Source organism: Thioalkalivibrio sp. AKL19 (assembly GCF_000420165.1).
Taxonomy (GTDB): domain Bacteria; phylum Pseudomonadota; class Gammaproteobacteria; order Ectothiorhodospirales; family Ectothiorhodospiraceae; genus Thioalkalivibrio.
Window position 1 is genome coordinate 60,428 of the sequence record NZ_ATUK01000015.1, and the last position, 18,931, is coordinate 79,358.

Here is an 18,931-nt window from a genome sequence, read left to right on the forward strand (position 1 = left end):
ACGATGCACCGGATCGACCAGCCCATCATCGCCTTTCGCCGCTCGGATGCGGCGGCCGGGGAGAGTGCCCCGGCGGGCGACGACAATCCGCTCGGCAAGCGTATCCCGTCGCGCCCCGAGGGCGAGCTCGAGTCGATCACCGAGAAGGTGCGCTACTGGACCCAGGACGGGCCGCAAACGGTGTACCTGGTGGTCAGCTTCGTGGCCGTCTCCGGCACGGTGGACGGCGAGACCGTGACCATCGAGCGCCCCATCGAATTCTTCCTGCCCACCGGGCAGCACTCCGAGTCCTATCAGTGGATATCCGCCACCATGCGCAGCCTGTCGCTGGCGGCCCGTGGTGGCTACGCCGCCCGCGCCCTGCGCGACCTGCGGAAGGTCACCTGGGACCGCGGCCCGGTCCGTAGCGGCACCAACGACTACGGCAAGCCCCTCTATCACCCCTCCGAGGTCGCCGCCATTGCGCACGCCCTGCAGCGGATACTCCAGCGTCGCGGCTTCCTCGACTCGGACGGACACCCGCGCCCGCTACGCGAGTTGGCCGCCGCCTACCAAGACAAGGCTCGGGGCACTCGGCCGGCGGGTGTTCTTACTTGGGATTCGCCGCTGTCTGGGCCGATGGGTTCGTCCTTCTGCCCGCAGTGCGGCGGCCATCTGGAAATCATCGACAGCTGTCCCACCTGCCGCGACTGCGGTTACTCGAAGTGCTAGGTCCCTTGGTGGAGGGCCGCCCTGTATGACACCCGCGACCGAACCGAGCCATCCGACTCCGACACGTGATGGATCATCGATCGAAGCGTCTCTTGGCCCTTGTTGCGTACACACCCGAATGGATAACCCCTCGGCATACGGGGCCGCCGTGGAAATCTCTAAGGGGGTCTCGTAGTCTCCCCGGCTCGTCCATTCCGCTCTGGAGACATCGTGGCCAACATCCTGAACCCGTACGCCGACGATCAGCCTGAACCCAAGCACATCGTGCTGCGTGCCCGCAGTGGCCAGGCGGTCTCGGCCGACTTCACCCTGCAGGATCGGCGGGGGCGCCAGAGCGCGGCGGAATATCTATTTCATCTCTATTCCACCATCAAGCAGAAGCTGGACGAGCCGGTCCTGGATACCGCCGCGCCATCGCCGGACGACCAGGCCGCCATGCAGCGACTGATCCTGTACTCGGCGGGTGCCCACGACACCATGTTCGGCACCTTCAATGGTTCCAATACCTCCTCGGAGATGCCGGAGGAACAGCGCAACGAGTTCGTGGAGATCTTCCTGCTAGCCTGCGCCACGGTCATCGAAGGTCAACGGATCACCGTCGACCTCCAGCGCGGCCTCATCACCGCCGACGCGGCCTGAGCGCAACACCCCGCGCGGGGTCGCCGCCGCAGGGGGGCGTGCAGACGAACATGGATGTATGTCTGCTTGTTTCAGGGACGGCCTTGTGCTGTCGCCTTCCCGTAAATCTCGGATTGGACTGGTGGGGGCCGGTTGGGTGGAGGCCGGCCGCGTAGCGGCGCGAAGCACGGCTTCACGAGGCCGGAACGGCGTACGCCGGCAGGCGCGCAAGCGAGTGGTGGGCCCGGTCGGACTCGAACCGACGACCAAGGGATTATGAGTCCCCTGCTCTAACCAACTGAGCTACAGGCCCGTATTCGGGGAGGGTACAAACGACTGCGGCGCCATTCTACCCGGAAAGGCAGGGATGGCGCCGCAGCGGCAGGGCAGGTTCCGGCCGTGCGGCCGGGACACCGGTTACTCGGCGTCGGTGTAGGTGCGCAGCAGTTCGGCGCGGGTCGGGTGGCGCAGTTTGCGCAGGGCCTTGGCCTCGATCTGGCGGATGCGCTCGCGGGTGACGTCGAACTGCTTGCCGACCTCCTCGAGGGTGTGGTCAGTGTTCATGTCGATACCGAAGCGCATGCGCAGGACCTTGGCCTCGCGCGGGGTCAGCGTGGACAGGATCTCGCGGGTGGCCTCGGTGAGGCTCTCCTGCGCGGCGGAGTCGGACGGCGAGGCGACCTTCTCGTCCTCGATGAAGTCGCCCAGATGCGAGTCTTCGTCGTCGCCGATCGGGGTCTCCATGGAGATCGGCTCCTTGGAGATCTTGAGCACCTTGCGGATCTTGTCTTCGGGCATCTCCATGCGCTCGGCCAGCTCTTCCGGTGTGGCCTCGCGGCCCATCTCCTGCAGCATCTGGCGGGAGACACGGTTGAGCTTGTTGATCGTCTCGATCATGTGCACCGGGATGCGGATGGTCCGGGCCTGGTCCGCGATGGAGCGGGTGATCGCCTGGCGAATCCACCAGGTGGCGTAGGTCGAGAACTTGTAGCCGCGGCGGTATTCGAACTTGTCCACGGCCTTCATCAGGCCGATGTTGCCTTCCTGGATCAGGTCGAGGAACTGCAGGCCGCGGTTGGTGTACTTCTTGGCGATGGAGATCACCAGACGCAGGTTGGCCTCGACCATCTCCTTCTTCGCGCGGCGTGCCTTGGCCTCGCCGATGGACATGCGGCGATTGATCTCCTTGATCTCGGAGATGTTCAGGCTGGCCTCGTGCTCGATCTCGGCGAGCTTCTTCTGCAGGCGTACGATCTCGTCCTCGTGCTCGGCGAGGGCGGTGGTGTACTTGCCCTTGGCCTTGCAGGCTTCCTTGATCCAGTCGAGATTGGTCTCGTTCTTGGGGAAACTGTCGATGAAGGCCTTGCGCGGCATCTGGGACTGCTCCACGGCCAGCGCCATGATGCGACGCTCGTGGCGGCGGATCTGGTCGATGCTGCCGTGCAGCTGGGTGGTCAGCTGGTCGACCATGCGCGGCACCAGCTTGAACTCCATGAAGTACTTGGCGGTGGCCTCGCGCGCGACGGCATAGGCCTCGCGGTTGCCCTTTTCGAAGGCCTTGTGCGCCTTGGCGTGCAGCTTGCGCAGCTTCTCGAAGCGTTCGCGCGCTTCTTCCGGATCCGGGCCGGTGTCGACCGGCTCGGCAGCCTCTTCGTCTTCCTCGGCGTCTTCCACCTCGTCGACGATGGCATCCAGTTCGGCGCTGGCCTGCTGCTCGGCGGCTGCCGCGGCGGCGGCCTTCTGCTCGTCCTGGGCCTTCTGGGCCTGTTCCGGCGTGACCAGGCCACGGGCGACGGCCTCGCCATTGGCGTGGTCGTTCGGGTCGATGAACGAGACCACGAGGTCGGTCAGGCGGCCGTTGTTTTCGACGATCTGGTCGTACTCGTGGATCAGTCGCTCGATCGCGCCCGGGTGATGGGCCAGCGCGAACAGGACCTGCATCAGGCCCTCCTCGATACGCTTGGCGATGCGGATCTCGCCCTCACGGGTCAGCAGCTCGACCGTACCCATCTCGCGCATGTACATGCGCACGGGGTCGGTGGTGCGGCCGAAGTCGCTGTCGGCGGAGGCCAGCGCGGCCACGGCATCCTCGGCGTCCTCGTCGGCGGAGACGGAGCCGTCGGACAGCAGCAGGCTGTCGGCGTCCGGGGCCTGCTCGTGCACCGCGATGCCCATGTCGTTGATCATCGCGATGATGTCCTCGACCTGGTCGGAGTCGATGATCGAATCGGGCAGGTGGTCATTCACCTCGGTATACGTGAGGTATCCCTGCTCCTTGCCCTTGGCAATCAGTTCCTTGAGCTGGGATTGCTGCTCTTCACGATTCATTGCGGTAGCACTCCGAGGGAAGTCGAGTCGGCCAAAAATTAATCCTACATTGTAGCAGAAGATTCTTATATTGCTGGCTGCCCGACATAATTTGCGGTCAAGGGCATGCCGCGAGCGCCGTGTGAGGCGGTTCCGCTGACTGCAACAGTGCGGGCAAATGCCGCCACTTCAAGGGCCTGGAGGGCTATCGTGGCGTGTCGAATTTCTGCAGCTGCCCGGTAAGACGAGCGAGCTCGGCGCGTTGTTCCGTCCCGAGTTCGGTTCCGGGGCGTGTCAGTTCACGAATTCGCGAACGATAGTGCTGGCGCAGGAGCTGCCGGGCGCAGTCGAGGGCCGTCTGCCGGGTGACAGCCACCTCGCCGTCGTCCAGCGTCTGGTGGGCCAGGGCCATCAGTCGCTGGAAGTGGCGCTGGTCGCGGAAGCGTTCCAGCAGGCCGGCGGTATGCCGTTCGGGGTTCTCGTCCAGGGCCGCGAGGAGTTCGCGCAGCGTCGTCGCAGCCACGCCGGGCAGTTCGACCAGCTGGCGGAACTCGGGTTCGGACCAGTCCAGCTCCGGGTGTTGCAGCACGCGGGCCAGCAGGGCGCCCCACAGCGCCGGGGGGCTTTCCCCCCCACCCGCAGGTGCGTGGGCGCCGCCGGATGGGGCCGGGAGCTCGCCGCCCGCATACGGGTCGATCCCACGGGCGGGCCCGGGTGGTTGTTCGGCCAGGACCTGTTCCAGGCGCTCGTGGCTCAGTCCGGTTTCCTGTCCGATGCGTTCGACCAGCTGGTCGCGGAATAGCGGATCGCGGGCGGTGGCGACCAACTTCATCGCCGCGTGGGCGAAGCGGGTGCGGCCCTCGGCGGTATCGGTCGGATGTTCCTCGCGCAGCAGCCGCACCAGGGTTTCGGACAGCGGGAGGGCGCTGGCCAGGCGTTCCTCCCAGCCGGCCAGCCCGTCTCGCAGTACCAGGCTGTCGGGGTCGTCGCCCTCCGGCAGGAACAGCACGCGCACCTCGCGCAGGCCCTGGATCGCGGGCAGGGCCTCGCCCAGGGAGCGCCAGGCGGCGCGGCGGCCGGCGGCATCGCCGTCGAAGCACAGGGTGATGCGCGAGACCTGGCGGAACAGGCTGTCCAGGTGGGCGCGGGTGAGGGCGGTGCCCATGCAGGCCACCGCGCGGCGGAAGCCGGCGCGTGCCAGCCCGACCACGTCCATGTAGCCCTCGACCACCACGATGTCGTCCAGACGGGTGTTGGCCTTGCGTGCCTCGAACAGGCCGTAGATGACCTGGCCCTTGTGGAAGACCTCGCTCTCCGGACTGTTCAGGTATTTCGGCTCACCGTCCTCGATCAGGCGCCCGCCGAAGCCGGTGATGCGCCCGCGCCGGTCGCGGATCGGGAACATGATGCGGGCGCGGAAGCGCTCGCGGATGCCGCCGTCGTCGCGCCGCGCGGCCAGCCCGGCATCCACCAGCTGCTGCGGGGTGAAGTGCGGCTTCAGCACCTCGATCAGGCCCGACGGCGGAGCCCAGCCGATCTGGTAATCGCGTGCGGTCGTGCCGTCGATGCCGCGCTTTTTCAGGTAATCCACCGCCTTCGGCGTCTGGCGCAGCTGCTGCACGTAGTACTCGGCGGCGGCATTCAGCGCGTCATACAGTGGCGCGTGGGCTTCGGGCTGCTCGGAGCCCCCGGCCTCGCGCGGGACCTCGAGCCCGGCCTGCTCGGCCAGCTGCTCGACCGCCTCGGGAAAGCTCAGGTTCTCGTACTCCATCAGGAAGCTGATGGCCGTGCCGTGCGCCCCGCAGCCGAAGCAGTGATAGAACTGCTTTTGCGGGGAGACGTAGAAAGATGGCGTCTTCTCGCCGTGGAACGGGCAGCAAGCCGCGAACTCGCGTCCGGCCTTCTTCAGGCTGACGCGACGCTGGATGACTTCGACGATGTCGCTGCGCTCGAGCAGCTCGTCGATGAACGCCTGGGGGATGAGGCCTGCCATGGTGTCGCGGGGTGTTCCTCGGGGGTGTGCTCGTCGTCAGGTTCGCATGATAGCCCGGCGTCGGGCCGCAACACGTCATTGCGGCACGCCTAGGGAGACGCTGATCAATGCGCACGTCCGCGCTCGAGTCGACTTTGCGGGCTGACAAGGCGCGGCGAGTGAAGTGTAGCCGAGCTACATGAGCGAGCCGCTACGCGGTCAGCGGGCAAAATCGGCCGAGCCCCTTCGGGGTTGGGCCCCATTTTCCCCGATCCTGCGTTGCGCCGCTTGACCGTAGAATGACTACGGCGCTGCGCTGCGCGCCTTGTCTCGGGAAAAATGGGGCACCAACGCGGACGTGCGCATTGATCAGCGTCTCCCTAGGCCGACGGGGCAAGACCCGGCGGTTTCCAAGGCGGACGCCGGGGTTGCCCGTGGAGATCGCCACGTCGCTTCGCTCCTCGCGATGACGGTGTTTCGCTCTCCCGTCATTGCGAGGAGCCGGAGGCGACGAAGCAATCGTTATCTATGGCCCCCGATTCCGGTGCGGGACGCGGGACTGGATATTACGCGCTGCTCCTTTGCCACGGTCCCTGTTGGGTCCTGTAATGACGGACTTTTACGCGCGCAAACAAAACGGGCCCCGTGAGGGGCCCGAATCGGGGTGCCGCCGGCTGTGGCGGGTCAGGCGGCCTGGCGCAGGTTGGCCAGCAGGCCCCGGAGTTCCGAGGCCTTGGGCTTCACCAGCCAGAACGAGCCCTGGTAGTCGTCGAAGCGTTCCAGGATCTCGCGGCCCCAGGCGCTGTCCGTCTCGTGCACGAACTCGGTGATGAGCTCCTCGAGATAGTTGCGGTGCGCCTCCATCTCCTCGGTGTCGAGGCGATGCAGGTCGATCAACTCGTTGTTGATGCGGTCCGGGAAGTCGTTCTCCCGGTCCAGCACGAACGCGAAGCCGCCGGTCATGCCCGCGCCGAAGTTGATGCCGGTGTTGCCCAGCACCACCATCACGCCGCCGGTCATGTACTCGCAGCCGTGGTCGCCGATGCCTTCCACCACGGCGAGCGCGCCGGAATTGCGCACGCCGAAGCGTTCGCCACACTGGCCGGCCGCGAACAGCTTGCCGCCGGTCGCGCCATACAGGCAGGTGTTACCCATGATGGTGGTGTCCTGACTGGCGAAGCTCGAGCCCTCCGGCGGACGGATCACCAGCTTGCCGCCGGTCATGCCCTTGCCGACATAGTCGTTGGCGTCACCCTCCAGGTACAGGTGCAGGCCGCCGGCGTTCCAGACGCCGAAGCTCTGCCCGGCCGTGCCCTTCATGCGCACGGTGATCGGGGCATCGGACATGCCCTGGTTGCCATGGCGCTTGGCGATCTCGCCGGACAGGCGGGCGCCGATCGAGCGATCGGTGTTGGCCACGTCGAACTGGTATTCGCCCCCGGCCTTGCTCTCGATCGCCTCGAGCATCGCCGCGACCATCTTCTCGGCCAGCTCGCCCTTGTCGAACGGCTCGTTCTTCGGCGCCTTGCAGAAGCGCGGCTTGTCGGCCAGATCGCCGCTGGCCAGCAGGCCGTTCAGGTCCAGGTGCTGCTGCTTGGGCGTCTCCCCCGGCAGGACCTCCAGCAGATCGGTGCGGCCGATCAGGTCGGTCATGCTGCGCACACCCAGTTTCGCCATCCACTCGCGGGTCTCGCGGGCGACGAACTGGAAGTAGTGCATGACCATCTCGGGCAGCCCGATGAAGTGGTTCATGCGCAGCACCTTGTCCTGCGTGGCGACACCCGTTGCACAGTTGTTCAAGTGGCAGATGCGCAGGTACTTGCAGCCGAGTGCCACCATCGGACCGGTGCCGAAGCCGAAGCTCTCGGCCCCCAGGATCGCGGCTTTGATCACGTCCAGGCCGGTCTTCAGGCCGCCGTCGGTCTGCAGGCGCACCTTGTCGCGCAGGTCGTTGCCGCGCAGGGTCGCGTGGGTCTCGGTCAGGCCCAGCTCCCACGGGGTGCCGGCGTACTTCACCGAGGTCAGCGGGCTGGCGCCGGTCCCGCCGTCGTAGCCGGAGATGGTGATCAGGTCGGCGTAGGCCTTGGCCACGCCGGCGGCGATGGTGCCGACCCCGGCTTCGGAGACCAGCTTCACCGAGACCAGCGCATCCGGATTGACCTGCTTGAGGTCGAAGATCAGCTGCGCCAGGTCCTCGATGGAGTAGATGTCGTGGTGCGGCGGCGGCGAGATCAGGGCCACGCCCGGATTCGAGTAGCGCAGCTCCGCGATCATCTTGTTGACCTTGTGCCCCGGCAGCTGGCCGCCCTCGCCGGGCTTGGCGCCCTGGGCCACCTTGATCTGCAGGACCTCGGCGTTGACCAGGTAGTGCGGGGTCACGCCGAAGCGGCCGGAGGCCACCTGCTTGATCTTGGACATGCGCTCGGTGCCGTAGCGGGAGACGGCCTCGCCGCCCTCGCCGGAGTTGGAGCGCCCGCCGAGGCGGTTCATCGCGGTGGCCAGGGCCTCGTGGGCCTCCGGCGACAGCGCGCCCAGGCTCATGCCGGCGGAGTCGAAGCGCGGCAGGATCTCGGCCTCGGACTCGACCTCATCCAGCGCGATCGGCTCGATGTCGTCGCGCACCTTGAGCAGGTCGCGCAGTACGGTCACCGGGCGCTCGTTCACCAGGTCCGCGTATTCCTTGTAGACGCCGTAGTCGCCGGACTGCACCGCGCGGTGCAGGGTCTGGATCACGTCCGGGTTGTAGGCGTGGTACTCGCCCCCGTGGACGTACTTCAGCAGGCCGCCCTGACCGGCGCTCTTGCGCGGGTTCCAGGCGCGCTTCGACAGCGTCTCGAGGTCCGCCTGGATGTCGGCGAAGCGGGTGCCCTTGATGCGGCTGGTGGTGCCGGTAAAGCAGGTCGCCACGACCTCGTCGGCCAGGCCGACGATCTCGAACAGCTGCGCGCCGCGGTAGCTGGCGATGGTCGAGATGCCCATCTTCGACAGGATCTTGAACAGGCCCTTGTTGATGCCGCGGCGGTAGTTCTGCGCCAGGGTCAGCGGGTCGGCGTTCGGGATCTCGCCGGACTGGCACATGCCGTGCAGCGCGGAGTACGCCAGATACGGGTAGATCGCGGTGGCGCCGTAGCCGAGCAGCACCGCGAAATGGTGCGGGTCGCGCACGGTGGCGGTCTCGGCGACGATGTTGGCGTCGGTGCGCAGTTTGGCGCGGATCAGCGCGTGATGCACCGCGCCCACGGCCAGCGCGGCCGGGATCGGGCGGCGTTCCGGGTCGATGCCGCGGTCCGACAGCACCAGCACCACGGCACCGTCGCGCACGGCCTCGACCGCGTTTGCGGTCAGGGCCTTCACGGCGTCCTCCAGCGAGCCGGAGTGGACGTCGTAGTTGAGGTCCATGCGCTCGACGCGGAAGGCGTCCTCGGTCTGGTTGCACAGCTCGCGGAACTTGGCCTCGGACAGCACCGGGGAGTCGGACACCAGGCGGTGGGCGTGGTCCGGGGTCTCCTCGAACAGGTTCTGTTCGCGGCCGAAGCAGGTCTCCAGCGACATCACGATGCTCTCGCGCAGCGGGTCGATCGCCGGGTTGGTCACCTGGGCGAACTGCTGGCGGAAGTAGTCGAACAGCGAACGGGTGTGGCCGGAGAGCACCGCGAACGGCGTGTCGTCACCCATGGAACCGACGGCCTCCTGCCCGGCCTCGGCCAGCACGCGCAGGATCTGGTCGCGCTCCTCGAAGGTCACGTCGAACAGCTTCTCGTAGGTCTCCAGGCGCTCGGGCGGCATCGGCTCGCCGGAGAACAGCTGGTTGTCGTCCAGCTGGCTCTTCAGGTGCCGGACGTGCGCCCGCAGCCACTGGCGGTAGGGCTGGCGGGTGCGGTTGATGCGGTCGATGTCCTCGGGCTGCAACAGCTCGCCGGATTCGGTGTCCACGGCCAGCATCTGGCCGGGCTTCAGGCGCCCCTTGGCGACCACGTCCCCGGGGGCGTAGTCATACACGCCGATCTCCGAGGCCAGGGTGATGTGGCGGTCCTTGGTAATCACGTAGCGCGCCGGGCGCAGGCCATTGCGGTCCAGGGTGCAGGCGGCGTAGCGGCCGTCGGTCAGCACGATGCCGGCCGGGCCGTCCCAGGGCTCCATGTGCATGGAGTTGTATTCGTAGAACGCGCGCAGGTCGGAATCCATGTGCGCGACGTTCTGCCACGCCGGCGGGACCAGCAGGCGCATCGCGCGGAACAGGTCCATGCCGCCGGCCAGCAGCACCTCCAGCATGTTGTCCAGGCTCTGCGAGTCCGAGCCTTCGAGGTTGACCAGCGGCTCCAGCTCGGCCAGCTCCGGCAGCTTCTCGGTGGCGAATTTGTGCTGGCGCGCGACCGCCCAGTTGCGGTTGCCCTGCACGGTGTTGATCTCGCCGTTGTGGGCGAGGAAACGGAACGGCTGCGCCAGGCCCCACTGCGGGAAGGTGTTGGTGGAGAAACGCTGGTGGAACACGCAGATCGCGGTCTCCAGTTCCGGGCGCTTCAGGTCCGGGTAGAACACCGGCAGGTTGGCCGGCATCACCAGGCCCTTGTAGGAGAGCACGTGCGCCGACAGGCTGGGCACGTAGAACACCGGATCGTCGCCCATTGCGATCTCGGCGCGGCGACGCACCACGAACAGCGCGCGTTCGAAGGCGGCCGCGTCCATCTCTGCCGGGGCATTGATGAACACCTGCAGGATGTGCGGCTGGCTCTTCATCGCCTCGGCGCCGCAGGCGTCTTCCGGATTGACCGGCACCTCGCGCCAGCCGGCAAGCCGGAGCGGGCCGCGCTCGATGGCGCTCTCCACGGCGGCGCGGGTCTCGGCGATCTGGGCCGGGTTGATGAACACGATGCCGGCGGCGAAGCGCTCGGCCAGTTCGATGTTCGACTCGGAGGCGAGGGTGCGCAGGAAGGCCTCGGGGGTCTTCATCAGGAGCCCGCAGCCGTCGCCGGTCTTGCCGTCGGCGGCGATCGCGCCGCGGTGGGTCATGCGTTCCAGGGCCTTGATCGCGGTGTCGACCACCCAGTGGCTGGCTACGCCGTCCATGTGCGCAATGAGGCCGAAGCCGCAGTTGTCGCGCTCGAATTCGGGGCGGTAGAGGGTGCCGTTCAGTTGGTTCTGTCGCATCGGTCAACTCCGGTCGCAGCGCGCGGGGCCATACGCGGGCGCGGTACGTTGGTCAGGGCCGTCCCTGGAAAAAGAACACGGAAAAAGGCGCAGGAATATAGCCGAACCGTCATTCTCCCGGCAAACCGGGGCCGGTCAAGAAGACACGACACCGACGCAGGTTAAGCGTGGCAGGGCGGCTCGCTCCGAACCGCGCGAAGCCACAAATCAGGTGAAGGGCGATTTACAGGAAGACGCGAAGATGGGAAGGAAAGGACGATTCTGACTAAAAACAATCCAAGTCCCTACCATCTTGCCTTTCCATCTTTCTGTTAATGCTTTTCAGGTCTTCTTTGAGCGCTTCGTGGTGAACAAGCAGCCTGGGGATTAGTCGCGGACGGCGTTCTGGACCGAGCCGATGGAGCGGATCCAGGGTTCGTCACTGCGCACGGCGGCTGGCAGGTCCTCCACCGCGCGCTGGGCGGCGGCCCGGTCGGGAAAGACCCCGGCCAGGATGACCACGAACTCGCGGTTGTTGACCCGCGTCGGGATGTAGCGGATGCCGCCCAGTTCGTGCTGGTCGGCATAGGCTCGTGCAGCCCCCATGTTCGGCGCGGCCAGCAGCTGGATGGTGGTGGCGCCGCCGTCCTGGTCGTTCAGCCAGGTGCGGTCGTTCTGCAGGCGCTCGGCGTCCCCATCTTCTGTAGCGAGTTCCTCGGTGGCGGGCTCCGGTTCCGGGTCGGCGGTGGGCTCGGGCGCGGGTTCCGGCTCCGGTTCCGGTTCCTGAGCGGGTTCGGGCTCGGGCTCGGGCTCGGCTTGAGGTGCCGGCTCTGCCGGTTCCGCGGGCATCTCGGGTTCGGGCTCGGCCGGGGTCGGTGCGTCGGTCGGTGGTTCGGTCGGTTCGGCTTCAGCCGGACCGGGCAGGTCCAGCGGGTCGGCCACGACGACCTCGTCGTCGGTGGCGGGCGCGGCGGGTTCCGGCTCGGCCTCGGTGATGCGCGGTTCGGGCAGGGGCAGTTCGATGATCTCGCTGTCGGCGGGCGCGGGTTCGCTCTCCAGTAGCTGCCAGGCCACCGGTGCGGCAATCCCCAGGGCCACGGTGATGGCCACGGCCGGGACGAACCAGCGCTGGTTCCAGAATGCCGCGTTTTCCGTAACTGGGGGTTCGGGGATGCGGTCGTCCGCGTCGATGCCGCCCGGCCCGCGCGCCTGGGGTTCGGCTGCAATGCCGGATTCCGGAGTGTCGGACGGGGCGGTCGAGGCCAAGGCCTCGGCCGCTGGTGTGAAGTCGTCGTCTGCATCGCGGCTGGCACGTATTGCCGGTTCGGTGGGCGCCTCCGACCCGGTCTCGGGGGCGGCGGTGAACACGGCCTCGTCGGTTCGCGGTGGGTCTGCGGCGCCTCCTGCGGTGCCGGCCTCGGCCGCTTCGCCGGCGGCAACCCCGGGAGCTGTGCTGTCGAGGGCGGCTGCGCCGCCGGCTCGGCGTTCGCTGCGGCACTGGCGCTCGAGGAAGTTGTTGGCCTCGCGGTTGAGGTTTCCGGGCAGGCCCTGGCTGGTGGTCTGCAGGTGGTGGATGGTGTCCGCATCCAGCAGGCGCTCCGGGTCGGCGAGGCCGGCCGCCTGTAGCCGGTGGCGCAGGTAGGCCGCCGTCTGCTCGAGGTTGAACGGGCGCAGGCTGACGCGGGTGACCTGGTCCTCGTCGGCGGGGTCGGGGAGGTAGAGGCGCCGGCGCAGAAGGCCGCCGGAACCGACCAGGACGATGCGCGGGGCGCGGCCGTGCTTGGCGAGGACCTCGCTGCGCATGCGCATCAGGTTGTTGACGATGTCGGTGCCCACAAGGTGGGCGTCGTCCATTGCGATGACCGGGTCTACGCCCTCGGCGATGCGGTCGGCCAGGAGTTCGGTCAGGGGGCGGTCGGGGTCGTCCGCGTTCTGCGAGCGCAGGTAGTTGCGGATGGTGTTGTCCACCGACTCGAACTGGGTGTTGATGCGGGCGCGGAAGGCGATCAGCTCGAACGGGTCGGGCAGCATGGCCAGCAGCCGCATCAACTGGAGGCTGCGGCCGGACCCGTTCTCGCCGGTCATCAGTACGACTGCGCCGGGGCCGTTCAGGGCCGCGCGGGCCGATTCCAGCAGCCCGTCGAGCAGGGGGTCGCTGTAGACGAAGGTCTCGTCGGGGGCGTCGTCAAACGGCGGTGCGTGCAGGCCGAGTTGTTCCAGGCATTGTTCGGAAAGTGCCATCAGATTCGGTCTCAGGTCAGCGTGCCCAGGTCGAACAGGCGGTGATGTTCGCGGATGGCGTGGCGGTCGGTCATGCCGGCGATGTAGTCGGCGACGGCCCGCTGCGCACCATGCGGGTCGTGGGCGGCGATCTCCTCGGCGTGGCGCTGGTAATTCTCGGGCATCAGGCGGGGGTCTGCCTCGAACGCGGAAAACAGGTCGTGGATCAACTGGCGGGCCTTGTGCATCACCCCGTGTACCTGGTGGTGATGGTAGAGGTTCTCGCGCAGGAAGGCCTTGAGTTCGCGCGCCTGTTCCGCCATTTCCGGGCTGAACCGGATCAGCGGTTCACCGGTGCGGCGCACGTCGTCGGGGCTTTGCGGGCGGCGCTGGTCGATCGTGGCCTGGCTGGTCTCGATCAGGTCGCCGACCAGGGCGTCGATCATGCGTCGTACGGTTTCGTGCTGGGTCCGCCGCGGATCCAGCCCCGGATAACGGGCCTGGACCGTCTCGCGGCATTCGCGGAACAGGGTGACCTCGGCGAGGCTGTCCATGGTGAGCAGGCCGGAGCGCAGGCCGTCGTCGACGTCGTGGTTGTTGTAGGCGATTTCGTCGGCCACGTTCGCGAGCTGGGCCTCCAGGCTCGGCTGTTCCTTCTGCAGGAAGCGCACGCCGATCTCGCCCAGCTGGCGGGCCTTCTCCGGCGAGCAGTGCTTGAGGATGCCCTCGCGCGTCTCGAAGGTCAGGTTGAGGCCGTCGAAGTCGGCGTAGTGGCGTTCCAGCAGGTCGACGATGCGCAGGGACTGCAGGTTGTGCTCGAAGCCGCCGTGCTCGCGCATGCAGGCATTCAGCGCGTGCTGACCGGCATGTCCGAAGGGGGTGTGGCCGAGATCATGCGCCAGGGCAATGGCTTCGACCAGGTCTTCGTTCAGCCGCAGGGCGCGCGCGATGGAGCGTCCGATCTGGGCGACCTCCAGCGAGTGGGTCAGGCGGTTGCGGAACAGATCGCCCTCGTGACTGATGAAGACCTGGGTCTTGTACTCCAGCCGGCGAAAGGCACTGGAGTGCACGATGCGGTCGCGGTCGCGCTGGAAGTCGCTGCGGTGGCGGGGTGCCGCCTCGGTCTGGGCGCGACCGCGCGAGCGCGTCGGGTCGCAAGCCCAGGGCGCCAGGCCTGACGCGGTCGTGCTGATGGTGGCCGTGACTTCAGGCGACACGGGCATGCTCGTGCAGGGTGTGGTCCAGCGCGGTCTCGTCGAATTGATCGGTCAGGACGGCCTCGCCGATGCCGCGCAGCAGCACCAGGCGCAGGCGCCCGCTGGCGACCTTCTTGTCGATGGCCATCAGTTCGCGGAAGCGCTCCGGCGTGACCGCGGCCGGCGGTTCCAGGGCGAGGCCGGCGCGGCGGATCAGGGCCTCGGCACGTTCGCGCCCCGCGCGGTCCAGCCAGCCCATGCGCTCGGACATGCGGGCGGCCATGGCCATGCCGGTGCCCACGGCCTCGCCGTGGAGCCAGGCGCCGTAGCCCATGCCGGCCTCGATCGCATGGCCGAAGGTGTGGCCCAGGTTGAGCAGGGCGCGGATGCCACCCTCGCGCTCGTCGGCGGCGACGATCTCCGCCTTGCAGGCGCAGGAGCGGCGGATGGCGTAAGCGAGGGGCTCCGGCTCCAGGGCGCGCAGGGCGTCGATGTGCTCTTCCAGCCAGGCGAAGAACCCGGCGTCGCGGATCAGGCCGTACTTGATGACCTCGGCCAGGCCCGCCTGCAGCTCGCGCTCGGGCAGGGTCTTCAGGGTGTCGGTATCGATGACCACGGCGCGCGGCTGGTGGAAGGACCCGATCATGTTCTTGCCCAGCGGGTGGTTGACCCCGGTCTTGCCACCCACCGACGAGTCCACCTGGGCGAGCAGGGTGGTCGGCACCTGCACGAAGTCGATGCCGCGCTGGTAGATCGCGGCGGCAAACCCGGCGATATCGCCGACGACGCCCCCGCCCAGAGCGACGATTCGGCTGCCGCGATCCAGCCGGGCCTCCAGCAGCCGGGTCAGGATGGTCTCCACGGTGGCCAGGGTCTTGTGCTGTTCGCCGTCGGGCAGTTCGATCCACAGCGGCTCGCCGCTGATGGTGCATTGGTCCAGGGTTGCGCGCAGGGCTTCGCCGTACAGCGGGCCGACCGTGGTGTTGGTCACCACGGCGACGCGCCGGCCCTCCAGCGCCGGACGCAACCGTTCCGGGGCGGCCAGCATCCCCGGTCCGATGTGGATCGGGTAGGCGCGCTCGCCCAGTTCTACATTGAGGCTTTCCATGCCCGTCATCATAGCGTGCGGGTTGGCGGCGGCGTAAGCGGGGCATCGCCCACGCTGCGGATCGCTTCACGGACTTTTGCAATTGGTGCGGGTTGGATTACCATAGGGAGTTCTGCATGGTCGCCCGGAGTGTTTGGCGGCCAGTTTTGTTGTTTTTGATCGAGATGATCCAGCATCCGTTTCGGAGATTGTATGCCGCACGTACGAGTTCGTGAGAATGAGCCCTTCGAGGTTGCCCTGCGCCGCTTCAAGCGCACCTGCGAGAAGGCCGGCGTGGTCGCGGAAGTCCGCCGCCGCGAGTACTACGAAAAGCCGACCACCGAGCGCAAGCGCAAGGCCGCCGCGGCGGTGAAGCGCCAGCTGAAGAAGAATTCCCGCGACATGACCCGTCGGGTGCGTCTGTACTGAACCCCTATCCGGGTGGCTGCCCGGACCCGAGGACCCAAAGATGTCGCTCAAGGCCCGGTTGCAGGATGACGTGAAGCAGGCCATGCGGGCCCGGGAAAAGGACCGCCTGGCCGCATTGCGCATGATTCAGGCCGAGGTGTCGCAGTTCGAGGTGGACGAGCGGCGCGAGGCCGACGACGACACCGTGCTGGCGATCCTCAACCGCATGCTCAAGCAGCGGCGCGATTCCATCGATCAGTACCAGAAGGGTGGTCGCGAGGACCTCGCCGACCGCGAGGCCGCCGAGGTCGCCATTATCGAGGAATACATGCCCGAGCCGCTGGACGCGGCGGCCCTCGATCAGCTGGTGCAGGAAGCGATCGCCGAGACCGGCGCCGCAGCCCCCGGTGACATGGGCAAGGTGATGGGTGTGCTCAAGCCGCGGGTGTTTGGCCGCGCCGACATGGGGCAGGTGAGCCAGAAGGTCCGGTCCGCGCTGGGGAATTCTTGACCGGCCTGCCCGGTTGGCCGTAAAGCCCTCCTAACCTGAACGCAACAACGGGGAACCCGTGGCGTCCGCGCCTGCGAGTGTTCGCCGGAGCGAGTGATCCATGGCTTCCAATCCGATGCAGTTCCTGGACCTTCCGCGCCAGGACCCCCAGAAGACCCCCGCCGAGATCCGGATCCACGAGTTCGGCGAGATCATCGGCCAGTTCGATCCGGCGACCGCCGGGCAGCAGGCCGGCCGTTGCCTGGCCTGCGGCAACCCCTATTGCGAATGGAAGTGCCCGGTCCACAACTTCATCCCGAACTGGCTGAAGCTGGTGGAGGAGGGCAACCTGTTCGCGGCCGCGGAGCTGTCGCACAAGACCAACTCCCTGCCCGAAGTCTGCGGCCGCGTATGCCCGCAGGACCGTCTGTGCGAGGGCGCCTGCACCCTGAACGACGGCTTCGGCGCGGTCACCATCGGCTCGGTCGAGAAGTACATCACCGACGAGGCCCTGAAGGCCGGCTGGCGCCCGGATCTGTCCGATGTCACTCCGACCGGCAAGCGGGTCGCGGTGATCGGCGCCGGGCCCGCCGGGCTTGGCTGTGCCGATATCCTGGCGCGCAATGGCGTGCAGGCGGTGGTGTATGACCGCTATCCGGAGATTGGCGGCCTGCTGACCTTCGGCATCCCGCCGTTCAAGCTCGAAAAGCAGGTGATCCGCACCCGCCGCGAGATCCTCGAGGGCATGGGCGTCGAGTTCCGCCTGAATACCGATATCGGCCGCGACATCGCGATGGACGCCCTGCTCGAGGAATACGACGCCGTTTTCCTCGGCATGGGCACCTACACCGCGATGCAGGGCGGCTTCCCGGGCGAGGACCTGCCGGGCGTCTACCCGGCCCTGCCATTCCTGATCTCGAACATCCGCCAGGTGATGGGCTGGCCGCAGGAAGAGGGTGGCGAGTTCATCGACATGGCCGGCCAGCGGGTGGTCGTGCTGGGTGGCGGCGACACCGCGATGGACTGCAATCGCACATCGATCCGCCAGGGTGCGGCCTCGGTGACCTGTGCCTACCGCCGCGACGAAGACAACATGCCCGGTTCGCGCAAGGAAGTCGTCCATGCGCGCGAAGAGGGCGTGCACTTCGAGTTCAACGTGCAGCCGGTGGAGATCGTCGGGGACGGCAAGGTCGAGGGCGTGAAGGTCGTGCGTACCCAGATGGGTGCCCCGGACGAACGCGGCCGCCGCCGTCCCGAGCCGGTCCCCGGCTCCGAGCACGTGATCCCGGCCGACCGGGTGCTGATCGCTTTCGGTTTCCGTCCGTCGCCCTCCGACTGGTTCGCCGACTACAAGATCGGCATCGACGAGGGCGGCCGCGTGCAGACCGCGGGCGAGCACGCCTTCCAGACCGGCAATCCGAAGGTCTTTGCGGGCGGCGACATGGTGCGCGGCTCCGACCTGGTGGTTACCGCCGTCTTCGAGGGCCGCGAGGCCGCCGAAGGCATCCTTGAATATCTCGGCGTTTGAGCCTTTCGATGTCCCAGAACCTGAAGAACGACCTCCTGCTGCGAGCCCAGCTGCGCGAACCGGTGGAGCGTCCGCCGATCTGGATCATGCGCCAGGCCGGGCGCTACCTGCCGGAGTATCGCGAGACCCGCGCCCAGGCCGGCAGCTTCATGAGCCTGTGCCAGAACCCGGAGCTGGCCTGCGAAGTCACCATGCAGCCACTGCGCCGGTTTCCTCTCGATGCGGCGATCCTGTTCTCCGACATCCTCACCATCCCCGACGCGATGGGGCTGGGTCTGTATTTCGAGACGGGCGAGGGCCCGCGTTTCCGCGAGCCGGTGCGTACGCTGGAGGCGATCGAGAACCTCCCGGTGCCCGATCCGGAGCAGGAACTGCGCTACGTGATGGACGCGGTGCGCCTGATCCGCCGCGAACTGGACGGCCAGGTTCCGCTGATCGGTTTTGCCGGTAGTCCATGGACGCTGGCGACCTATATGGTCGAGGGTCAGGGCTCGCGCGACTTCGCCGAGACCAAGCGTCTGATGTACGGCGAGCCGCAGGCGATGCACGCCCTGCTGCAAAAGGTCGCCACCGCGGTGACCGACTACCTCAACGCGCAGATCCGCGCCGGCGCCCAGTCGGTGATGATCTTCGACACCTGGGGGGGCTCGCTTACCCCGCGCGGTTATCGCGAATTCTCGCTGGCGTACATGCAGCGCATCGTCGACGGGCTGATCCGCGAGAACGACGGCCGCCGCGTGCCGGTGACACTGTTCACCAAGGGCGGCGGGGCCTGGCTGGAGGCGATGGCGGACACCGGGGCCGATGCCCTGGGGCTGGATTGGACGATCGAGATCGGCGAGGCCAGCCGCCGGGTCGGCGACCGCGTCGCATTGCAGGGCAACCTCGACCCGTCGGTGCTCTACGCACCGGAGGCCGTGGTGCGCGAGGAGACGCAGCGCGTGCTGGACGGCTTCGATCGTGATTCCGGGCACATCTTCAATCTGGGCCACGGCGTTCATCCGGGGATCGACCCGGAGCGTGTCGCCGCGATGGTGGACACCGTCACCAACTACCGACGCTAGGGAGACGCTGATTCAATCGCACGTTCCCGTTGGTGCCCCCTGTTTCCCGCGCACGGCGTTGCGGCGCCGTTGTGCAGAATGGCTGAACGGCAGTCACCGCGCCTTGTTCGCACGCAAATGCGACTCGAGCGCGAACGTGCGATTGAATCAGCGTCTCCCTAGCCCGCAGGAGGGCTTCGGGTTTCGGTGGCCCGCTCTAGTCG

The 18,931-nt window shown here is 67.5% G+C and carries 12 protein-coding genes and 1 tRNA gene; 6 read left to right on the forward strand and 7 right to left on the reverse strand.

What is annotated here, in order from left to right; all coding sequences use genetic code 11:
• Nucleotides 1–3: 3 nt before the first annotated feature.
• Nucleotides 4–711, forward strand: a complete 708-nt coding sequence (locus F817_RS0111470) for a hypothetical protein (protein WP_024327783.1) — start codon at nt 4–6, stop codon at nt 709–711.
• Nucleotides 712–921: 210 nt separating this feature from the next.
• Nucleotides 922–1,350, forward strand: a complete 429-nt coding sequence (locus tag F817_RS0111475) for a hypothetical protein (RefSeq protein WP_024327784.1) — start codon at nt 922–924, stop codon at nt 1,348–1,350.
• 215 nt (nt 1,351–1,565) lie between these two features.
• On the opposite strand, the gene F817_RS0111480 is transcribed toward F817_RS0111475, so the two are convergent.
• The 7 genes from F817_RS0111480 to aroB form a co-directional block, all read right to left on the reverse strand.
• A tRNA-Ile gene (locus F817_RS0111480) sits at nt 1,566–1,642 on the reverse strand.
• A 104-nt stretch (nt 1,643–1,746) separates the two neighbouring features.
• The gene (gene rpoD, locus F817_RS0111485) at nt 1,747–3,657 is read right to left on the reverse strand and encodes an RNA polymerase sigma factor RpoD (RefSeq protein ID WP_024327785.1); all 1,911 of its coding nucleotides are present in this window, start codon (nt 3,655–3,657) and stop codon (nt 1,747–1,749) included.
• Nucleotides 3,658–3,841: 184 nt separating this feature from the next.
• Nucleotides 3,842–5,629, reverse strand: coding sequence for a DNA primase (gene dnaG, locus F817_RS0111490; RefSeq protein WP_024327786.1), 1,788 nt, complete (start codon nt 5,627–5,629; stop codon nt 3,842–3,844).
• 663 nt (nt 5,630–6,292) lie between these two features.
• A complete protein-coding gene (gene gltB / locus F817_RS0111495) occupies nt 6,293–10,756 on the reverse strand; it encodes a glutamate synthase large subunit (RefSeq protein ID WP_024327787.1) in 4,464 nt (1,487 codons plus the stop codon).
• A gap of 366 nt (nt 10,757–11,122) precedes the next feature.
• Nucleotides 11,123–12,976 carry an SPOR domain-containing protein gene (locus F817_RS0111500; protein ID WP_024327788.1) on the reverse strand — a complete coding sequence of 618 codons (1,854 nt, stop codon included), beginning with the start codon at nt 12,974–12,976 and terminating at the stop codon, nt 11,123–11,125.
• Between the two features lie 11 nt (nt 12,977–12,987).
• Entirely contained in the window at nt 12,988–14,178 is a 1,191-nt protein-coding gene (locus F817_RS0111505; protein WP_042799168.1) for a deoxyguanosinetriphosphate triphosphohydrolase, read from the reverse strand.
• Nucleotides 14,162–15,271: a 3-dehydroquinate synthase gene (gene aroB / locus F817_RS0111510; RefSeq protein ID WP_024327790.1), complete on the reverse strand. Its 1,110-nt coding sequence runs from the start codon at nt 15,269–15,271 to the stop codon at nt 14,162–14,164. The genes F817_RS0111505 and aroB overlap by 17 nt, the downstream gene beginning before the upstream one ends.
• Before the next feature lie 180 nt (nt 15,272–15,451).
• On the opposite strand from aroB, the gene rpsU reads away from it, so the two are divergent.
• From rpsU to hemE, 4 genes are all read left to right on the forward strand, one after another.
• Entirely contained in the window at nt 15,452–15,667 is a 216-nt protein-coding gene (gene rpsU / locus F817_RS0111515; protein ID WP_012981683.1) for a 30S ribosomal protein S21, read from the forward strand.
• Between the two features lie 40 nt (nt 15,668–15,707).
• Nucleotides 15,708–16,157, forward strand: coding sequence for a GatB/YqeY domain-containing protein (locus tag F817_RS0111520; protein WP_024327791.1), 450 nt, complete (start codon nt 15,708–15,710; stop codon nt 16,155–16,157).
• 100 nt (nt 16,158–16,257) lie between these two features.
• Nucleotides 16,258–17,664 carry an FAD-dependent oxidoreductase gene (locus F817_RS0111525; RefSeq protein WP_024327792.1) on the forward strand — a complete coding sequence of 469 codons (1,407 nt, stop codon included), beginning with the start codon at nt 16,258–16,260 and terminating at the stop codon, nt 17,662–17,664.
• Nucleotides 17,665–17,672: 8 nt separating this feature from the next.
• A complete protein-coding gene (gene hemE / locus F817_RS0111530; RefSeq protein ID WP_024327793.1) occupies nt 17,673–18,728 on the forward strand; it encodes a uroporphyrinogen decarboxylase in 1,056 nt (351 codons plus the stop codon).
• The last annotated feature ends 203 nt before the right edge of the window (nt 18,729–18,931 follow it).